At 69.0% G+C, this 16,239-nt stretch carries 11 protein-coding genes and 1 tRNA gene; 1 reads left to right on the top strand and 11 read right to left on the bottom strand.

What is annotated here, in order from left to right; all coding sequences use genetic code 11:
• Positions 1 to 102: 102 nt before the first annotated feature.
• The 8 genes from WJM95_RS22440 to WJM95_RS22405 all read right to left on the bottom strand — a co-directional run bounded on the left by WJM95_RS22440 (position 103) and on the right by WJM95_RS22405 (position 12,013).
• Entirely contained in the window at positions 103 to 1,926 is a 1,824-nt protein-coding gene (locus WJM95_RS22440) for a trypsin-like serine protease (RefSeq protein ID WP_339131547.1), read from the bottom strand.
• 190 nt (positions 1,927 to 2,116) lie between these two features.
• On the bottom strand, positions 2,117 to 4,171 hold the full coding sequence (gene rho, locus WJM95_RS22435) for a transcription termination factor Rho (protein WP_339131545.1): 2,055 nt from the start codon (positions 4,169 to 4,171) through the stop codon (positions 2,117 to 2,119).
• A 388-nt stretch (positions 4,172 to 4,559) separates the two neighbouring features.
• Positions 4,560 to 5,489 carry a homoserine kinase gene (gene thrB / locus WJM95_RS22430; RefSeq protein ID WP_339131544.1) on the bottom strand — a complete coding sequence of 310 codons (930 nt, stop codon included), beginning with the start codon at positions 5,487 to 5,489 and terminating at the stop codon, positions 4,560 to 4,562.
• A 506-nt stretch (positions 5,490 to 5,995) separates the two neighbouring features.
• The gene (gene thrC / locus WJM95_RS22425) at positions 5,996 to 7,054 is read right to left on the bottom strand and encodes a threonine synthase (protein WP_339131543.1); all 1,059 of its coding nucleotides are present in this window, start codon (positions 7,052 to 7,054) and stop codon (positions 5,996 to 5,998) included.
• Positions 7,055 to 7,060: 6 nt separating this feature from the next.
• Entirely contained in the window at positions 7,061 to 8,350 is a 1,290-nt protein-coding gene (locus WJM95_RS22420; RefSeq protein WP_339135764.1) for a homoserine dehydrogenase, read from the bottom strand.
• A gap of 182 nt (positions 8,351 to 8,532) precedes the next feature.
• Complete coding sequence (lysA, locus tag WJM95_RS22415; RefSeq protein ID WP_339131542.1) at positions 8,533 to 9,924, bottom strand: diaminopimelate decarboxylase; 1,392 nt, start codon at positions 9,922 to 9,924, stop codon at positions 8,533 to 8,535.
• A gap of 22 nt (positions 9,925 to 9,946) precedes the next feature.
• A complete protein-coding gene (locus tag WJM95_RS22410) occupies positions 9,947 to 11,017 on the bottom strand; it encodes a DALR anticodon-binding domain-containing protein (RefSeq protein ID WP_339131540.1) in 1,071 nt (356 codons plus the stop codon).
• A gap of 504 nt (positions 11,018 to 11,521) precedes the next feature.
• Positions 11,522 to 12,013 carry a response regulator gene (locus WJM95_RS22405; RefSeq protein WP_339131539.1) on the bottom strand — a complete coding sequence of 164 codons (492 nt, stop codon included), beginning with the start codon at positions 12,011 to 12,013 and terminating at the stop codon, positions 11,522 to 11,524.
• Between the two features lie 154 nt (positions 12,014 to 12,167).
• On the opposite strand from WJM95_RS22405, the gene WJM95_RS22400 reads away from it, so the two are divergent.
• Positions 12,168 to 12,239, top strand: a tRNA-Arg gene (locus WJM95_RS22400).
• 488 nt (positions 12,240 to 12,727) lie between these two features.
• Here the strand turns inward: WJM95_RS22400 and WJM95_RS22395 are convergent.
• From WJM95_RS22395 to WJM95_RS22385, 3 genes are all read right to left on the bottom strand, one after another.
• Positions 12,728 to 14,050: a S8 family serine peptidase gene (locus WJM95_RS22395; RefSeq protein WP_339131538.1), complete on the bottom strand. Its 1,323-nt coding sequence runs from the start codon at positions 14,048 to 14,050 to the stop codon at positions 12,728 to 12,730.
• Between the two features lie 289 nt (positions 14,051 to 14,339).
• Complete coding sequence (locus tag WJM95_RS22390; protein WP_339131537.1) at positions 14,340 to 15,785, bottom strand: tyrosine-type recombinase/integrase; 1,446 nt, start codon at positions 15,783 to 15,785, stop codon at positions 14,340 to 14,342.
• The gene (locus tag WJM95_RS22385; protein ID WP_101400676.1) at positions 15,782 to 15,973 is read right to left on the bottom strand and encodes a helix-turn-helix domain-containing protein; all 192 of its coding nucleotides are present in this window, start codon (positions 15,971 to 15,973) and stop codon (positions 15,782 to 15,784) included. Before WJM95_RS22385 ends, WJM95_RS22390 begins: the two co-directional genes overlap by 4 nt.
• Positions 15,974 to 16,239 lie beyond the last annotated feature (266 nt).

Here is a 16,239-nt window from a genome sequence, read left to right as displayed (position 1 = left end):
AAACTCGGGAAAGGGTTGCACGACGAAAAGTGCCCACCGCGTGACGCGATGGGCACTCCTCGTGATCGGCCGGAGCGGGGAGAACCCCGCTCACCTGCGATGTCAGCCGAAGATGTCGTACTGCTTGAAATCGGTACCTACCGAGATCCTTGTGGCAAAGATCTCGGTGGTGGCCTTTCCGGTCCCGGGGTACAGGTAGAGCGTGCCGCCGGGGGTGCGGGCCAGGAAGTCGGCCTTGCCGTCGCCGGTCACGTCACCGACGGCGTCGAAGGCGTTGTAGCCGGCCCAGGTGCGCACCTTGACGCGGGTGGAGAAGGCTCCGCTGCCGGTCTTGCCGGTGCCCTTGTACAGGTAGACGTACGAGCCGGTCTTGCTGCGCGCGATGAGGTCGGCCTTGCCGTCGCCGGTGAAGTCGCCGTGTCCGCGCACCGAGTTGTACTGGTTCCAGCCGGTGCCGACCTGGACGCGCGCCGAGAAGGTGCCGTTGCCCTTGCCCGGGTACTCCCACATGACTCCGGCGGAGTCGACGGAGAGGATGTCGGGCAGGCCGTCGCCGGTGAGGTCGCCGGGGGCGATGATCCGGGCGCGGGTCTTCCAGTTGGTGAAGAGCTTGTCCGTGGCCGAACGACCCGTCGAGGCCAGGATGTGGACCCAGTAGACGTCGCCGGTGGCGCTGTCACGGACCACGAGGTCCTGGATGCCGTCACGGTCGAGGTCGGTCTGGAGCACGACGTTCACGCCGTCCCAGTTGCCCTGCGACACCCGCGCGGCGAACGAGGTGCCGTTGGAGGTCTTCTCGTAGCCCGTCCTGGTCGACGCGTTGCGGACCCACAGGTCGGCCTTGTGGTCGCCGCTGAAGTTGGTGTCCTCGACCCGTGGCCAGGCCGCGCCGACGTAGGCGCTGACCTTCGAGAAGACGCTGTACGCGCCCTTCTTGACGCAGTTCTCGACGCCCCAGGAGACGACGCCCACGATGCGTCCGTTGACGATCAGCGGGCCGCCGGAGTCGCCGTTGCAGGCGCTGGTGGTACGGGCGTCCGTGCCGGATGCCGGGTCGCCCGCGCAGATCATGTGGCCCTCGACGAAGGCATCCACGCCACCGAGGACCGACCGCATGGCCGTGTTGCACGTGCTGTCCGAGTTGATCGGCAGCGTGGCCGTCTTCAGCGTCTCGGAGATGTCCTGGGTGGTGGAGGTGGTGCGGCCCCAGCCGTAGAGCGTCGCCTTGGTGCCGGCCGCATACGACGCGGTGTCACCGGAGGTCGTCATGCGGATCGGCTTGACGGTGACCGGGGTCGCCAGCGTGATGACCGCGATGTCGTTGTTGATGGTGCTGGGGCTGTAGGACGGGTGGGTCCACTGGCGCGAGACGCCGCTGACCGTGCCGTTGTGCAGGTCGGTGTTGCCCGCCGAGTCGGTGGTGGGCAGTTGGGCGGTGTTCGTGACGACGGCACCGTTGGCCGCCCAGTCGTAGGTCTTGCCGTTCTCGTCCTTGGTGCAGTGCGCGGCCGTGAGGATCTTCGTCGGGGAGACGACGGAGCCACCGCAGAAGAAGCCGATGTCCTTGGCCTCGTCGTAGTACCAGAGTTGGGCCATCCACGGGGCCGTGGTGATGGCGGTCGTCTGGCCACCGATGATCTTCGGGTCCACGTGCGCCGGGGTCGTGGAGGCGCTCAGGGACACCTTCGGGGCCGTCCGGCCCGCGGTGTCGTCACCGGCCACGGCGCCCGCGACGCGCTTCTCCAGCGCGGCCCGGGACGGCGTGGCCTTCGCGAGGTTCACGGTGGGCAGGGACAGCGTCGCCGGGCCGGGCGCGGCGTTCGCGGACGACATCAGGAGCGCACCGGCGACGACGGCGGCGAGGCCCGCCGCGGCGACCGGGACGGCGATCCGTATGCGGCGTCTGTGCCGACCGCCCCCGGACATGGACGTATCCACTCAAGTCCCCCCTCAGAGATAAGAGTTCAGATCTGGTTCAGCAGAAGTTCGAAGGCGCGATCGTACACGTGTCCCGGACAGCGCAGAGGGCCGCCCCCGTCACCCAGGGTGACGGGGGCGGCCCTTTGCGGTTCCGCCCTGCGAATCCCGGTCGTCGAGGACCGGGGACGCGAGGAGATCAGTCGTTGCCGTTGCCCGGCGACGGCGTGGTCTTCTGGATCTGGAGCAGGAACTCGGCGTTCGACTTCGTCTGCTTCATCTTGTCGAGCAGCAGCTCGATCGCCTGCTGCTGGTCGAGCGCGTGGAGCACGCGACGCAGCTTCCAGGTGATGGCGAGCTCGTCGCTGCCGAGCAGGAGCTCTTCCTTGCGGGTACCGGACGCGTCGACGTCCACCGCCGGGAAGACGCGCTTGTCGGCCAGCTTCCGGTCCAGCTTGAGCTCGGCGTTGCCGGTGCCCTTGAACTCCTCGAAGATGACCTCGTCCATGCGCGAGCCGGTGTCGACGAGCGCGGTGGCCAGGATCGTCAGCGAGCCGCCGTCCTCGATGTTGCGCGCGGCACCGAAGAAGCGCTTCGGCGGGTACAGCGCGGTCGAGTCGACACCACCGGACAGGATGCGGCCGGAGGCCGGGGCGGCGAGGTTGTACGCGCGGCCCAGACGGGTGATCGAGTCGAGCAGCACGACGACGTCGTGGCCCAGCTCCACCAGACGCTTGGCGCGCTCGATGGCGAGCTCGGCGACCGTGGTGTGGTCCTCGGCCGGACGGTCGAAGGTCGAGGAGATGACCTCGCCCTTGACCGACCGCTGCATGTCGGTGACCTCTTCCGGACGCTCGTCGACCAGGACGACCATCAGGTGGCACTCGGGGTTGTTGTGCGTGATCGCGTTGGCGATCGCCTGCATGATCATGGTCTTGCCGGTCTTCGGCGGGGCCACGATCAGACCGCGCTGGCCCTTGCCGATCGGCGCGACGAGGTCGATGATGCGGGTCGTCAGCACACCCGGGTCGGTCTCCAGACGGAGCCTGTCCTGCGGGTACAGCGGCGTGAGCTTGTTGAACTCCGGCCGGCCGCGGCCCGAGTCGGGCGCCATGCCGTTGGTGGAGTCCAGGCGCACGAGCGCGTTGAACTTCTCGCGGCGCTCGCCGTCCTTGGGCTGACGGACCGCGCCGGTGACGTGGTCACCCTTGCGCAGACCGTTCTTGCGGACCTGGGCCAGGGAGACGTACACGTCGTTGGGACCCGGCAGGTAGCCCGACGTACGGATGAACGCGTAGTTGTCGAGGATGTCGAGGATGCCCGCGACGGGGATCAGCACGTCGTCGTCGGCGACCTGCGGCTCGGCGATCTCGTCGCGTCCGCGACGGCCACGGCGGTCCCGGTAACGGCCCCGACGGCCACGGCGGCCGCCCTCGAAGTCGTCGTCGTCCTGCGGTCCGTTGTCACGCGGGCCGTTGTCACGGGGGGCGTTGTCACGCGGCTGCTGGCGGTCCTGACGGCCACCGCCCTGCTGCTGACGGTCCTGGCGCTCCTGACGTTCCTGCCGCTCGGGACGCTGCTGGCCGGCGCCCTGGCCGCCCTGCTGCTCGTCGCCCTTGTTCGGGCGGCGGTCGCGGCCGCCACGGTCGCGGTCGCGGCGGTCACGGCGCTCGCGACGGCCGTCGGCGCCCTCGGCGTCGCCCTGCGTCTCGTTCTTCGCCTCGGCGGCGACCGTCTCGGGGCTGCCCGCCTCGGCGGTGGCACGGCGACGGCGGCGCTCGGCGGGGGCGTCGTCTCCCCCGCGGTCGGCCTCACGCTCGGCCTCGCTCGCGCGGGAGGGGCCGCCGGCCGGCTGGCCGGGGATCTCGATCTGCTGCTGGGAGACAGCCTTCTCGGCGGCCTTCTCGGCCTTGTCGACGGCCGGGGCGGCGGCCTCGTCACCCGTACGGGCCTTCGAGGTGGTCCGGCGCTTCGGCTTGGTCTCGGCGGCGTCCGGCGCCGTCTTGGCGGGAGCGCCGCCGCCGGCCTGGGCCTCCTTGATGACCTCGATCAGCTGGCTCTTGCGCATCCGCGCGGTGCCCCTGATGCCGAGGCCGGATGCGACCTGCTGGAGCTCGGCCAGCACCATGCCCTCGAGGCCGGTACCGCGGCGTCGCCTGGAGCCGGCACCGGTGGCAGGCGCGGAGGCGTCCGTGGCGGGCGCGGCAGCGGTCTCCTCGACACGTGCGCCCATCAGATCGGTGGTGTCGCTCACGAAGGGTCCTTCCCTGGAGCGGACGTCGGCCTGTCTGGCTCGGCGACCGGTTGTGCTGTCCGGCATTGGCCCTTGCTGTGTGGACCGTGCCGGGGCGGTGGTCCGCCAAAGCGGCGGAAGACATTGCTGGTGATGACGATTCCTGAGCCGTGGCACTGAGGTTCGGTGTCATCGGCTCGGTCACGCCGGTTCCGGAGCGTGCTCAGCACTGCTCAGCGCATAGCACCCAATGCAAGGCACGTAGCAGTTTGGGAGGCTCCCGGAAGAATGGGTGTCCCGGACAGGGACGCGAAGCACCTCGCCATGGTGGGGTCGGGTGCAGACTTGAGGTTAACACTACCGGATCCAACAAACATTCCCCCTCTCCAAATCCGGCAACCGTGCGTCGTCAATCGACCTCGACGGGTGCGAGGGGCAGCACGCACGCCCCCTGCGCATCGAGGTCCAGACGGTTGGCCGCCCAGCCCTGACCTGCGAGATCGGCCACCTTGTCGGCCGACGCGCGGTCCGCGAGCGCGAGGACGGTGGGGCCCGCGCCGGAGATCACGGCCGGGATGCCGTCGGCGCGCAGGCGCTCCACGAGAGCGGCGCTCTCGGGCATCGCCGGGGCGCGGTACTCCTGGTGCAGCCGGTCCTCGGTGGCGGGCAGCAGCAGCTCGGGGCGACGGGTCAGCGCCTCGACGAGCAGGGCGGCGCGGCCCGCGTTGGCGGCGGCGTCGACGTGCGGGACGGTGCGCGGCAGCAGACCGCGCGCGGTCTCGGTGAGGACGGGCTTTCCGGGGACGAAGACCACCGGAACGATGGAGTCCGCGGGGTCCATCCTGATGGCGCGCGCGGCGCCCGACTCCATCCAGGAGAGCGTGAATCCGCCGAGCAGACAGGCCGCGACGTTGTCGGGGTGTCCCTCGATCTCGGTCGCGAGCTCCAGGAGGGCGGTGTCGTCGAGCCTGCTGTCCCCGCCTATCGTCACCGCGCGGGCGGCGACGATGCCGGCGCAGATGGCGGCCGACGAGGAGCCGAGGCCCCGGCCGTGCGGGATGCGGTTGGCGCACACGATCTCCAGGCCGCGCGGCTGTCCGCCGAGCAGGTCGAAGGCGGTGCGCAGGGAACGTACGAGGAGATGCTTCTCGTCGCGCGGCAGCGTCTCGCTGCCCTCACCCGCGATGTCGATGTGCAGTCCTGAGTCGGCCACCCGGACGACCACGTCGTCGTAGAGCCCCAGTGACAGGCCGAAGGCGTCGAAACCCGGGCCGAGGTTGGCACTGGTGGCGGGGACGCGCACCCGGACGGCGGCGGCGCGGAACGCTGGACCGGCCATCGCTCGATGACTCTCCTTGAGCTGCGTGATGTACGAGATTTTCGAGGAACTGCGAGATGAACCACGACGGACGGGCACGTGGACCCGGGGTCCGCGATGACCGCGCGACACCGCGGCATATGCGGCGGGCGGGTTCGGTACAGCCTATCGAAGGAAGGTTCTGTGGCGACATAGGGCGCACAGGAGGCGCACGATGCGTGTCGTAAGCCCCTCGTGCACCCCCTGTCGGGTCGACATGGGGATGACCCCACGAACGGACGGTTCCCGTCGCCTTTCCGGCGGTTTCCCGTCCGCTCACGGCGAGTTCCCCCGTTCGCACGGCTCCCGCGGGCCCCGTACGGGACCGGTCGCGTCCGTACGGGACCGGTGGGCCCCGTACGGCTGCTGCGCGTCCGTACGGCGGGTGCGCCCCGGATGCCCCGCCCGGCGGAATCAGGCCGTTGTCGGCCCGACTTCACGCCGGCGGCCGGACCGGTGTGAAGCCGGGCCGGACGAAGCCCCGGCGCCTAGGCCAGACCGAGCCGCTCCGCCGCCGTCGCCGCGTCCACCGGGACCGTGACCGGCTGCGGAGCTCCCGCGACGGCCCAGTCGGGGTCCTTGAGACCGTTTCCGGTGACGGTGCAGACGATGCGCTGGCCCGGGTCGACCTTGCCCTGCTCGGCGGCCTTCAGCAGACCGGCGACGGACGCGGCGGACGCGGGCTCGACGAAGACACCCTCCTGCGCGGCCAACAGCCGGTAGGCGCGCAGGATCTCACGGTCCGTCACCTCGTCGATGAAGCCGCCCGACTCGTCCCGCGCGGCCAGCGCGAACTGCCAGGAGGCCGGGTTGCCGATCCGGATCGCGGTGGCGATGGTCGACGGGTCCTTGACGATCTCGCCGCGCACGATGGGCGCGGAGCCGGACGCCTGGAACCCCCACATGCGCGGGGTCTTCGCGGCCACGCCGTCGGCGGCGTACTCCGTGTACCCCTTCCAGTACGCGGTGATGTTGCCCGCGTTGCCCACCGGAAGGACATGGATGTCGGGCGCGTCGCCGAGCATGTCCACGATCTCGAAGGCAGCGGTCTTCTGGCCCTCGATACGCACCGGGTTCACCGAATTGACCAGCGCCACCGGGTAGTTGTCGGACAGCGAGCGCGCCAGCGTCAGGCAGTCGTCGAAGTTGCCGTCGACCTGGAGGATCTTGGCGCCGTGCACGAGGGCCTGGCCCATCTTGCCGAGCGCGATCTTGCCCCGCGGCACCAGGACGGCACACACCATCCCGGCCCGTACGGCGTAGGCGGCGGCGCTCGCCGAGGTGTTGCCGGTTGAGGCGCAGATGACGGCCTTCGCGCCCTCCTCCTTCGCCCGCGTGATGGCCATCGTCATCCCGCGGTCCTTGAAGGAGCCGGTCGGGTTGGCGCCCTCCACCTTGAGGTGGACCTCGCAGCCCGTGCGCTCGGAGAGCACCTGCGCGGGCACGAGCGGCGTACCGCCCTCGCGGAGCGACACGACCGGCGTGCTGTCGGACACCGGAAGCCGGTCCCGGTACTCCTCGATGATTCCGCGCCACTGGTGGGTCATTGCTCGTTACTCCCCTTCAACCCGCATGATGCTGGAGACGCCCCGCACGGTGTCGAGGCCGCGCAACGCCTCGACCGTCCCGGCGAGGGACGCGTCGGACGCTCGATGGGTGACGACGACGAGGGAGGCCTCGCCGTCCTTGCCCGACTGGCGCACGGTGTCGATGGACACCCCGTGCTCGGCGAAGACGGTGGCGACCTGGGCGAGGACACCTGGCTTGTCGGCCACGTCGAGGCTGATGTGGTACCGCGTGACGACCTCGCCCATGGGCGAGACGGGCAGCTGGGTGTACGCCGAGTCGCCGGGGCCCGTGGACCCGCCGAGCTTGTTGCGGCAGACGGCCACCAGGTCGCCGAGGACGGCGGACGCGGTGGGGGCGCCGCCGGCGCCCGGCCCGTAGAACATGAGCTGGCCGGCGGCCTCCGACTCGACGAACACGGCGTTGTACGCGCCGCGCACGGAGGCGAGCGGGTGGGTCAGCGGAATCATCGCGGGATGGACGCGCGCCGTCACCGAGCCCCCGTCGGCGGCCCGCTCGCACAGGGCGAGCAGCTTGATGGTGCAGCCCATGCCCTTCGCCGAGGCGAAGTCGGCGGCGGTGACCTCGGTCATGCCCTCGCGGTAGACGTCGTCGAGGCGCACCCGCGTGTGGAAGGCGATCCCGGCGAGGATGGCGGCCTTGGCGGCCGCGTCGAAGGCCTCGACGTCGGCGGTGGGGTCGGCCTCGGCGTACCCGAGCGCGGTGGCCTCGTCGAGGGCCTCCTGATAGCCCGCCCCCGTGGAGTCCATCTTGTCGAGGATGAAGTTGGTGGTGCCGTTGACGATGCCCATGACCCGGTTGATCTTGTCGCCGGCGAGGGACTCGCGCAGCGGACGGATCAGCGGGATGGCGCCGGCGACGGCGGCCTCGTAGTAGAGGTCCCTGCCGTGCTCCTCGGCCGCCGCGTGCAGGGCGGCCCCGTCCTGGGCGAGCAGCGCCTTGTTCGCGGAGACGACGGAGGCGCCGTGCTCGAACGCGGTGGTGATCAGCGAACGGGCGGGCTCGATGCCGCCGATGACCTCGACGACCACGTCGATGTCCCCGCGTTTGACGAGGGCGGTGGCGTCGGTGGTGACCAGGGCGGGGTCGATGCCCGCGCGCACCTTGGAGGGCCGGCGCACGGCCACGCCCGCGAGCTCGACGGGGGCGCCGATCCTGGCCGTGAGGTCGTCGGCGTGCGTCGTCATGATGCGAGCCACCTCTGAGCCGACAACCCCGCAGCCCAGCAGCGCCACCTTCAGCGGACGCGTACGCATCATCCGACCTCGTTTCCTCATACCGTCTTCGGTTGGACCAGTCTCACTCACCGGACGGGAGTTTCTACCCTTCGTCCGGATCGTGAGACGTCCATTTCATTTTTCTGAAAGGTGCCGACAGGAGATCTTGCGCCCGGTTCCGCACCGGACGGTCCGGGCTCCCGCCGTCGGGCCCCCGCGCCTCACCCGACGTCGAGACGCAGGAGGTCCTCCTCCGTCTCGCGGCGGACGATCACCCGGGCCGCGCCGTCCCTCACGGCGACGACCGGCGGGCGCAGCGCGTGGTTGTAGTTGCTGGCCATGGACCGGCAGTACGCGCCGGTGGCCGGCACCGCGATCAGGTCGCCCGGCGCCAGATCGGCCGGCAAGAACGCGTCCTTGACCACGATGTCCCCGCTCTCGCAGTGCTTGCCGACGACCCGCACGAGCATCGGCTCGGCCTCGGAGACGCGCGAGACGAGGGCGACGCTGTACTCGGCGTCGTAGAGCGCGGTGCGGATGTTGTCGGACATGCCGCCGTCCACCGAGACGTAGGTCCGCAGCCCGTCGAGCGGCTTGATCGTGCCCACCTCGTACAGCGTGAACGCGGTCGGGCCGACGATGGCGCGCCCCGGCTCCACGGAGATCCGCGGCGTACGCAGCTTCGCGGCCTCGCACTCACGCGTCACGATCTCGCTCAGCGCCTTGGCGATCTCGTGCGGCTCACGGGGGTCGTCGTCACTGGTGTACGCGATGCCGAGGCCGCCGCCGAGGTCGATCTCGGGCAGTTCGACCCCGTGCTCGTCCCGCACGGCGGCCAGCAGCGCGACCACCCGTCGGGCCGCCACCTCGAAGCCGGCCATGTCGAAGATCTGCGAGCCGATGTGCGAGTGGATCCCGACGAGTTCGAGCGCGTCGAGCGCGAGGGCCCGGCGTACGGCCTCGGCGGCCTGCCCGTCCGCGAGCGCGATCCCGAACTTCTGGTCCTCGTGCGCCGTGGCGATGAACTCGTGCGTGTGCGCCTCGACGCCCACCGTCACCCGGATCTGCACCCGCTGCCGCCTGCCGAGGGACTGCGCGATGTGGGCGACCCGCACGATCTCCTGGAAGGAGTCGAGCACGATCCGTCCGACCCCGGCCTCGACGGCCGTACGGATCTCGTCGGTGGACTTGTTGTTGCCGTGGAAGGCGATGCGGTCGGCGGGCATCCCGGCGGACAGGGCCGTCGCCAGCTCACCCCCGGAACACACGTCCAGGTTGAGCCCCTCCTCGTGCAGCCACCGCACGACGGCGCGCGAGAGGAAGGCCTTGCCCGCGTAGAAGACGTCGGCGTCGTGCCCGAACGCGGTGCGCCAGGCACGCGCCCGCTCGCGGAAGTCGCTCTCGTCGAGGAAGTACGCCGGAGTGCCGAACTCCTCGGCCAGTGCGGTGACTTCGAGCCCGCCGACGCGGACGGCACCGTTCTCGCCGCGGCTCACGGTGTGCGACCACACCTTGGGGTCGAGGGCGTTGAGGTCGGCGGGCGGTGCGCTGTAGTGGCCCTCGGTGAGGACGTCGGCGTGACGGGGCCCGGCGGGGTGCGCGGAACGGCTCATGTCTGTAGTGCTTTCTGCTTCGTCAAAGGTATTCGGGTGCGCTGATGCCGAGCAGGGACAGGCCACCGGCCAGCACCGCCCCGGCGGCTTCGGCGAGCGCGAGCCGGGCACGGTGGGCGGCCGAGGGTTTCTCGTCGCCGAGCGGCAGCACGGTGTACTGGAAACCGAGAACGGCGTCCGCGGTCACGACCAGATGCCGCGCCACCCGATCGGGCGCCCGGTCCCGCGCGGCGAGACGCAGGGCGTGCGGGTAGTCGGCCAGGGCGGCGAGGAGGTCGGTTTCGGCGGGGGTGGTGCCGAAGCGGGCGGGCGCGGGGGCCGGGGAGACACCTGTACCGGAGGTACCGGCGGGGACGCCGACCCGGCTCTGGCTCTGGCTCTGGCTGTTGTGCCCGTGACTGTGGCTGTGGCTGTAGCCGAGGGTGGCGGCGTTGCGGCGCAGGGCCCGGGTGCGGGCGTGGGCGTACCGGACGCGGAAGAGGGGGTTGCTCTCGCGCTGGAGAAGGTGGTCGGCGCTGATCCGGGGCCGGTCGTGCGCCGCGGGGTGGAGCAGCGCCCAGCGGGCGGCGTCGTGTCCGAGGAGGGCGGGGTCCTCGGGCGCGGGCACGGGCCGGAGGTTCACGGGCTCGGCGTGCCGGACCTCGGCGCGTCCGCCCTGGGTGGCGACGATCCGTACGAGGGCGTCGGCGACGATCTCGGCCCGGGTGTCATAGGGAACGCGCAGCTCGACGAGCTGTCCGGCGAGGGTGTCGCCGTACCCGTAGCGCGTCCCCTGTTCCAGGACCTGTTCGACGAGGCCGGCGGACGCGCCGGCGGCGAGGGTGATGTTGAGGAAACCGGGTCCGGTGACGGTCACCCCGGCGACACCGGGGTCACCCTCGATGTGCGGCCGCAATACCTCGGCGACGTCCCGGGCCGGCCGGCGCGCCTGCCCGGCCAGCCGCAACGCGACGTTCGACGCGTAGTCCCCGCACCCACCGGGCCCCGGCGGACCGACCGCCACGCTCGCGGGCACGGAGACGTCCAGCTCCCCCCCGTCGACAGCACGACGCACCGCGCACAGCACGGTACGAGAGAGCTCGACGGGAGTCACGGGACAAGCCTAGGGGAGGAGGGGGGTGGGAACGCGAGCCGGTTTGACGATGGTCCGGGATGTGGACGGGGGATGGGGGCGGGGTGGCTGCGCGGGGGGCGGGGGCGCCGGGGGCGCCGGTGCGGGCGTCGGCGGTGCGGGGAGGGGCGCGGCTCGGACGGACCGGGATCCCAGCCGGAGCCCGAACGGGTCCGAACGGGTCCGTCGCGACGGACCTGTTCGCGACGGCGAGGCGGGGTGGCCGGGGCGAGGCGGGATGGCCGGGGCGGGATGGCCGGGGCCTTCAGCGGACAAACGCGGCCACCCGACGCACGGAACCCCCCATGAACCTGAACCGGACCGGCATGCGGCGGCGGCTCCACAGCTCAGTGGTCGACGCGGAAGCGGTCGCCGCGGAACTCGATGGGGCGGCCCTCGGCGACAGGGAAGCCGATGAGGCGGAACTCGACGACGGGGAAGCCGATGAAGGGGAAGCCAATGACACGGCACTCGCTGAGGCGGGGGTCAATGACCGGTGCGCCCGGCCCGCTCGGTCTCCTCGACGGCACCGTCCGGCCCACCGCCACCCACCTCGCGCCGCTCGATCAACTGCCGTACGAGCCGGACAAGTTCGGAGGGCTCGAAGGGCTTGGCGAGAAAGGCGTCGACGCCGAGGTCGAGCCCGCTCTCGACCTCGTACTGCGTGCAGGCACTGACGATGGCGACGGGCAGATTCCGGGTCCGCGGGTCGGCGCGCAGCCGAGCGGCGGTACGGAGGCCGTCGAGCCGGGGCATCACGACGTCGAGGGTGACGACATCGGGCCGAACCTGGTGGACGACGTCCAGACACTCGGCACCGTCAGCCGCGGTCACGACCTCGAGACCCTCCAGCTCGAGGTTGACCCTGATCAGCTGCCGGATGACCTTGTTGTCGTCCACAACAAGCACCCGGCCGGACGCGCCTGACACAACTCGAGAGTAGGTCCGCGCCCACGCCCGCGTCCGGCTTTTCCCCACTTCCGCCCCGCCCGGCCCCCACCCCCCGCGCAGACCCGCACCTCACTCCCCCCACCCACCTCCGCAACACCACCCGCTCCATCCAAAACACGTGGCGATCACCCCTGAAAGAGCTGGTAGGGTTCTACCCGTCGCCGCACAAAGCGCCCGACACGCCCCCGTAGCTCAGGGGATAGAGCAACGGCCTCCGGAGCCGTGTGCGCAGGTTCGAATCCTGCCGGGGGCACTCGCCTAGGAACAGCAGAAATCAAGCGCTGACCAGGGCGGATGCCGACATGAGAGAGCGGGACCCAGTCTCACTGGGTCCCGCTCTTTGTCGTTGTTGCGCGCTGATCGCGATAGAGCTGCGATAGACCCGACTGCCCACTACCTTGAGATGGCTACGAGGCCAGGCAAGGCTTCAGGCGACGCAGGGCCAGCCCGCACGGATCACATCACTGGCGGCCCAAAAGGCTCGATCTTGGGGTTGGAGAAGACGCCATCGGGCCGCTTAGACCCTTCCTCGTGCTCCAAGCGGGCTGCCGCGGCCTCCGTGACCAGGAGGGCATACTTACCGGCTTCTTCCCTGAGTGGGACCAGCCCGTAGTCGGCATCCGCCTCTTCAGTCGATAGACCCAAACGATCCAGGGCTTGCTCAAATGTCGCGGCCGTGGGTAGGGTCACAGTGACGAGAAGTTTGCGATTACTCAGCATCTAAACCACCAGTCCAGGGCCTCATCGGCGCCGACGCAGCGTCTCCAGGACGCCACGCACATTGAGCAGCCCATATCCGTAATCGTTGCTGAAGACCGCCTCGTTACGGTCATCCGCAGTCCGCTTGATGATCCGCCGCAGCTCCTTCGGACTGACCCGCTCTGGCAACCACCTGGTTCGAAGCGCGGCCACCACGCCAGCGACAACCGGGCAGGCCGCAGATGTCCCTGAGTCAGGTGTCCCCGACCCGAACGCCTCCGAACCGAGGAAGTGCGTGAAGGAGCATACGTCCGGCTTCTCAACGTCCAGGCGCCCTGGGCCCTGTGATGAGTAACCCACCCGAGTTCCCTTGACATCTACACCGCCGATCGACAAGACCTGCGGATGCGAGTTTGCACCGACAATAGGACGACTCTCAAAACGACATCTGCCGTCGGGGTATTCCCTTCCACAGTTGCCTGCGGCGAAGACGAGATCCGCACCCGCGGCCTCCAGGCCTGCAACAGCCAAGTTAAAAGGGTGCGCAAGACTGTCTGAGTAGTTACCCGGGTGGCCAGGAGGGAAGTCGGTGTCGGGGTCGAAAACCCCCCAACTGTTGGTCACAACAAGGGTGCGCCTGTCGACTGGCAGACTAGTGAGCAGCCGGCGGAGATGAGCGTAGGCCGCGACAGCGTCGGACAGATACCCCTCCATGACGGTCCGCTCCCTGCGCCGCGATAGAAGCACGGACACGTCCAAAATGGTGGCGCCCGGAGCCGCGATGAGCGCATCGAAAGCACACATCGTGCCGTGGCCAACGGGGAACTCCCCTGGAAGATGAGGAACGCTCGGAGGACTCCAACTCTCAGCTGTGTCAATCGCAAAGTCTCCACGCGCTGTGGACAAGTGACCAGCATTGATACCCGTATCGACAACAGCAACAGGCACCGAGGTACCGGTCAGCCCCTCTCTTCCCAGCTCCTCAACAAGTAGCTGCCGAGCTACGTCCTCCCAGCTGCCATCGGGTGGGTCCCCGGGACGGACAGGAAGGGTTTGCACCGCCGCGTCGGAGAACACACCGATGATGTCCGGCCGTTGCATGGACAGTGACGCCAGACGCACTGCCAGTTCGTCATCTGCAATCTCGCCTCGCACAAGCACGCTTGCCTCGTCACGATTCAGCGAGAATGTGAGCGGCTGCCGAAGCGATAGAACACCTGGCTCCACAGGTACCGGTTTAGGCATCGCCACAGGGAGATAAGTGTGATCCACGACGACGCCGGGGAGATCACCGGCGACATCCGAAGGCGTTTGCTTGTCCGGTTCGTCGATGACTCCGGCAGTGATATCCGGAGCTACACGCATCTGAATTAGAACGCGCATTCGGCCACCAGCCTCAAAGGTAAGAGAACTAAGCGTCTCCAGGCTGCGGCTCCTCCAGCGGACGCGCCACCTGAGTGCATCAAAAGTGGATACGAGCCAGGACGCGGCAAATGCACGGAATTGTCCTTCCTCGCAGCAGCGACCTGCGGGGCGCCGGTAGCAGCACCGTGCCCCACGGAACACACTGGTCAACTGGACGGCGAATGAGTCGAGATGAGCAGGGCAACCGGGCGTGCCCTGAACCCAGCGCCCCATATCCGACATGGTCAGCTCACTCGTCCGGCCAATCGAGTTCCATCTCGATCTTCCTGTTCATGGCCTGTTCCTGGCCGTAGATACACCCTTCGTAGACACGGTGGATGACCTCCGGCGAGTTGCCGACCCTCCGGGCGACCTCGGCCACGGGCACACCGGCGTTCAGCCATGTCGTGATGCAGGTGTGCCGCAGGTCGTACGGCCGTCCCCCGTGGGTGGACGTCTGAAGGTCCGGTGGGAGGGCGTACGCGCGAGCATCCCGCCACACGCGCCAATAGGTGCTGCTGCCCACCAGACCTCCCCGTTCGTTCGTGAAGAGCCGTCCGTCCTTGGCCGTGCCGAACTCCTTCAGGTGGGCGCGGAGCATGGCAACGAGCGGCGGGGGTATCGGGACTGGCCGGTCTTCCTTGGCGTCCCTCGACTTCAGCCCGCGCTTGTCGTGGCGTTCTCCGCTGTCTGTCCATTGCTTGCCCGACACGGGGTGCGTGTCGTGAAGCGTCAGAACGCCCCACCCCTTCTCCGGAAGGAAGCAATCAGCCTTGCTGAGGCCTACAGCCTCGCTCGGACGAAGCCCCGCGAAGTACATGACCGCGTAGAAGCCCACCAGACGCCGACCCTTCTTGCGATCCCATGTCCCGACGTACGAGACCGAGGCGAGGAGTTGAGCAGCCTGCGTCTTGTTCACCAGAACGCGGGGGTCCACACGGTCCGATGAAGCACTCTTCACCCTCTTGATAGCGGTGAGTGGATTCTCCGTCAGAAGCTTGCGCTCGATGGCGTATTCAACTGCGGTGTTAAGCGCGCGCCGACGACGACGGGAGGTCTCCCCCGCCGCGGGGGTGCCGTCCAGTTTGAAGGAGATCCGATACTGAACATCGCGAAGGATCTTCGGGTCTTCCAACGAAGAGACGAGAAGCGATTTCCTTGAGATCCACCCGTAAGCGTCTTCAAGTTCCTCCGGCGGGTCAAGTTCGGCGTTCTTGGGAATGACCGCCCACCGGAAGGCGAGACGCAGCTCTTCCGGCGACGGAATTTTCTGTTCCTGCTCAACCAGAGCCAGCGTCACCGCGGCGAGCCCATCGGCGATGCCCTCACGGGTCTTGGCTGCGGCGGTCGGCCAGCGCATCGCCATGTACTCGCGACAGAACGCGAACCAGGGTAGTTCCTCACGGGCTTGCTCTGCACTGGCCTCGGCCCGTACCTCGGATTCAGGCAGACCGTCCGTGATGCGGAATGCCTCGCCACGACGCATTGCCTGCCACAGTTCAGATCTGCGGCTCTCTGCGAGCGCCACCGTGGCAAAGGTTGCACTACTTACCTTCCCTCCGACTTTCCAACGGAGTTGGTAGGGACGGGTCTTGCTCTGCGCCTTGGACACCTTCCACAGGCGGACATCGAGCGAAAACCCCTCCGGGGCCGAGCGGTTGTTCTGCTCGGCCCCACTGCCGGTGCCCTTCGTCACGCGCTCTCCTCCAGCGTCTGGAGCCACCGGCTCAGTTCGGACCGGCGGATGCGCACTGCGCCGTTCGGGAGCTTGATGGACTTCGGGCCCTTCTTGTACTGCCGCCAGCGGTAGAACGTCGCTCGCGGTACGCCTATCTCTTCGATCACTTCCGGGATGGTCAGCATCTCGTCGCGGGGCTTGGCCACGACTCCTCCTGGGGCGAGAGGGCAAGGGAAGGTGGGAACCAGCCGAGAGCCGCCACAGAAACCACGAAATACACAGAAACCCTGGATCGCGGGTCTGACCTGCGGCGATGCCGCACGGTGCAGGTCGTCACAGAAATCGCGGAAAGCTCCACAGAAATAGGCGGCCGGACCGGTACGGCCGGTGCCCGGTTATTTCTGTGGCTTCTCGGTTCGTTTCTGCGGCAGCGCACCGCAAGCCCCTGACGCGGCTGTCTGCGCTGGTCAGG

The sequence above is a fragment of the Streptomyces sp. f51 genome (assembly GCF_037940415.1).
Classification (GTDB): Bacteria; Actinomycetota; Actinomycetes; order Streptomycetales; family Streptomycetaceae; genus Streptomyces.
Note: the sequence above shows the minus strand (reverse complement) of the source record. Positions and strands in the feature narration are given on the sequence as shown.

Excerpts from the sequence above, each read along its gene's own strand:
- WJM95_RS22440 (WP_339131547.1), bottom strand. The coding sequence starts at position 1,926 with ATGTCCGGGGGCGGTCGGCACAGACGCCGCATACGGATCGCCGTCCCG.
- thrB (WP_339131544.1), bottom strand. The coding sequence starts at position 5,489 with ATGGCCGGTCCAGCGTTCCGCGCCGCCGCCGTCCGGGTGCGCGTCCCC.
- thrC (WP_339131543.1), bottom strand. The coding sequence starts at position 7,054 with ATGACCCACCAGTGGCGCGGAATCATCGAGGAGTACCGGGACCGGCTT.
- WJM95_RS22420 (WP_339135764.1), bottom strand. The coding sequence starts at position 8,350 with ATGCGTACGCGTCCGCTGAAGGTGGCGCTGCTGGGCTGCGGGGTTGTC.
- lysA (WP_339131542.1), bottom strand. The coding sequence starts at position 9,924 with ATGAGCCGTTCCGCGCACCCCGCCGGGCCCCGTCACGCCGACGTCCTC.
- WJM95_RS22395 (WP_339131538.1), bottom strand. The coding sequence starts at position 14,050 with ATGCGTGTAGCTCCGGATATCACTGCCGGAGTCATCGACGAACCGGAC.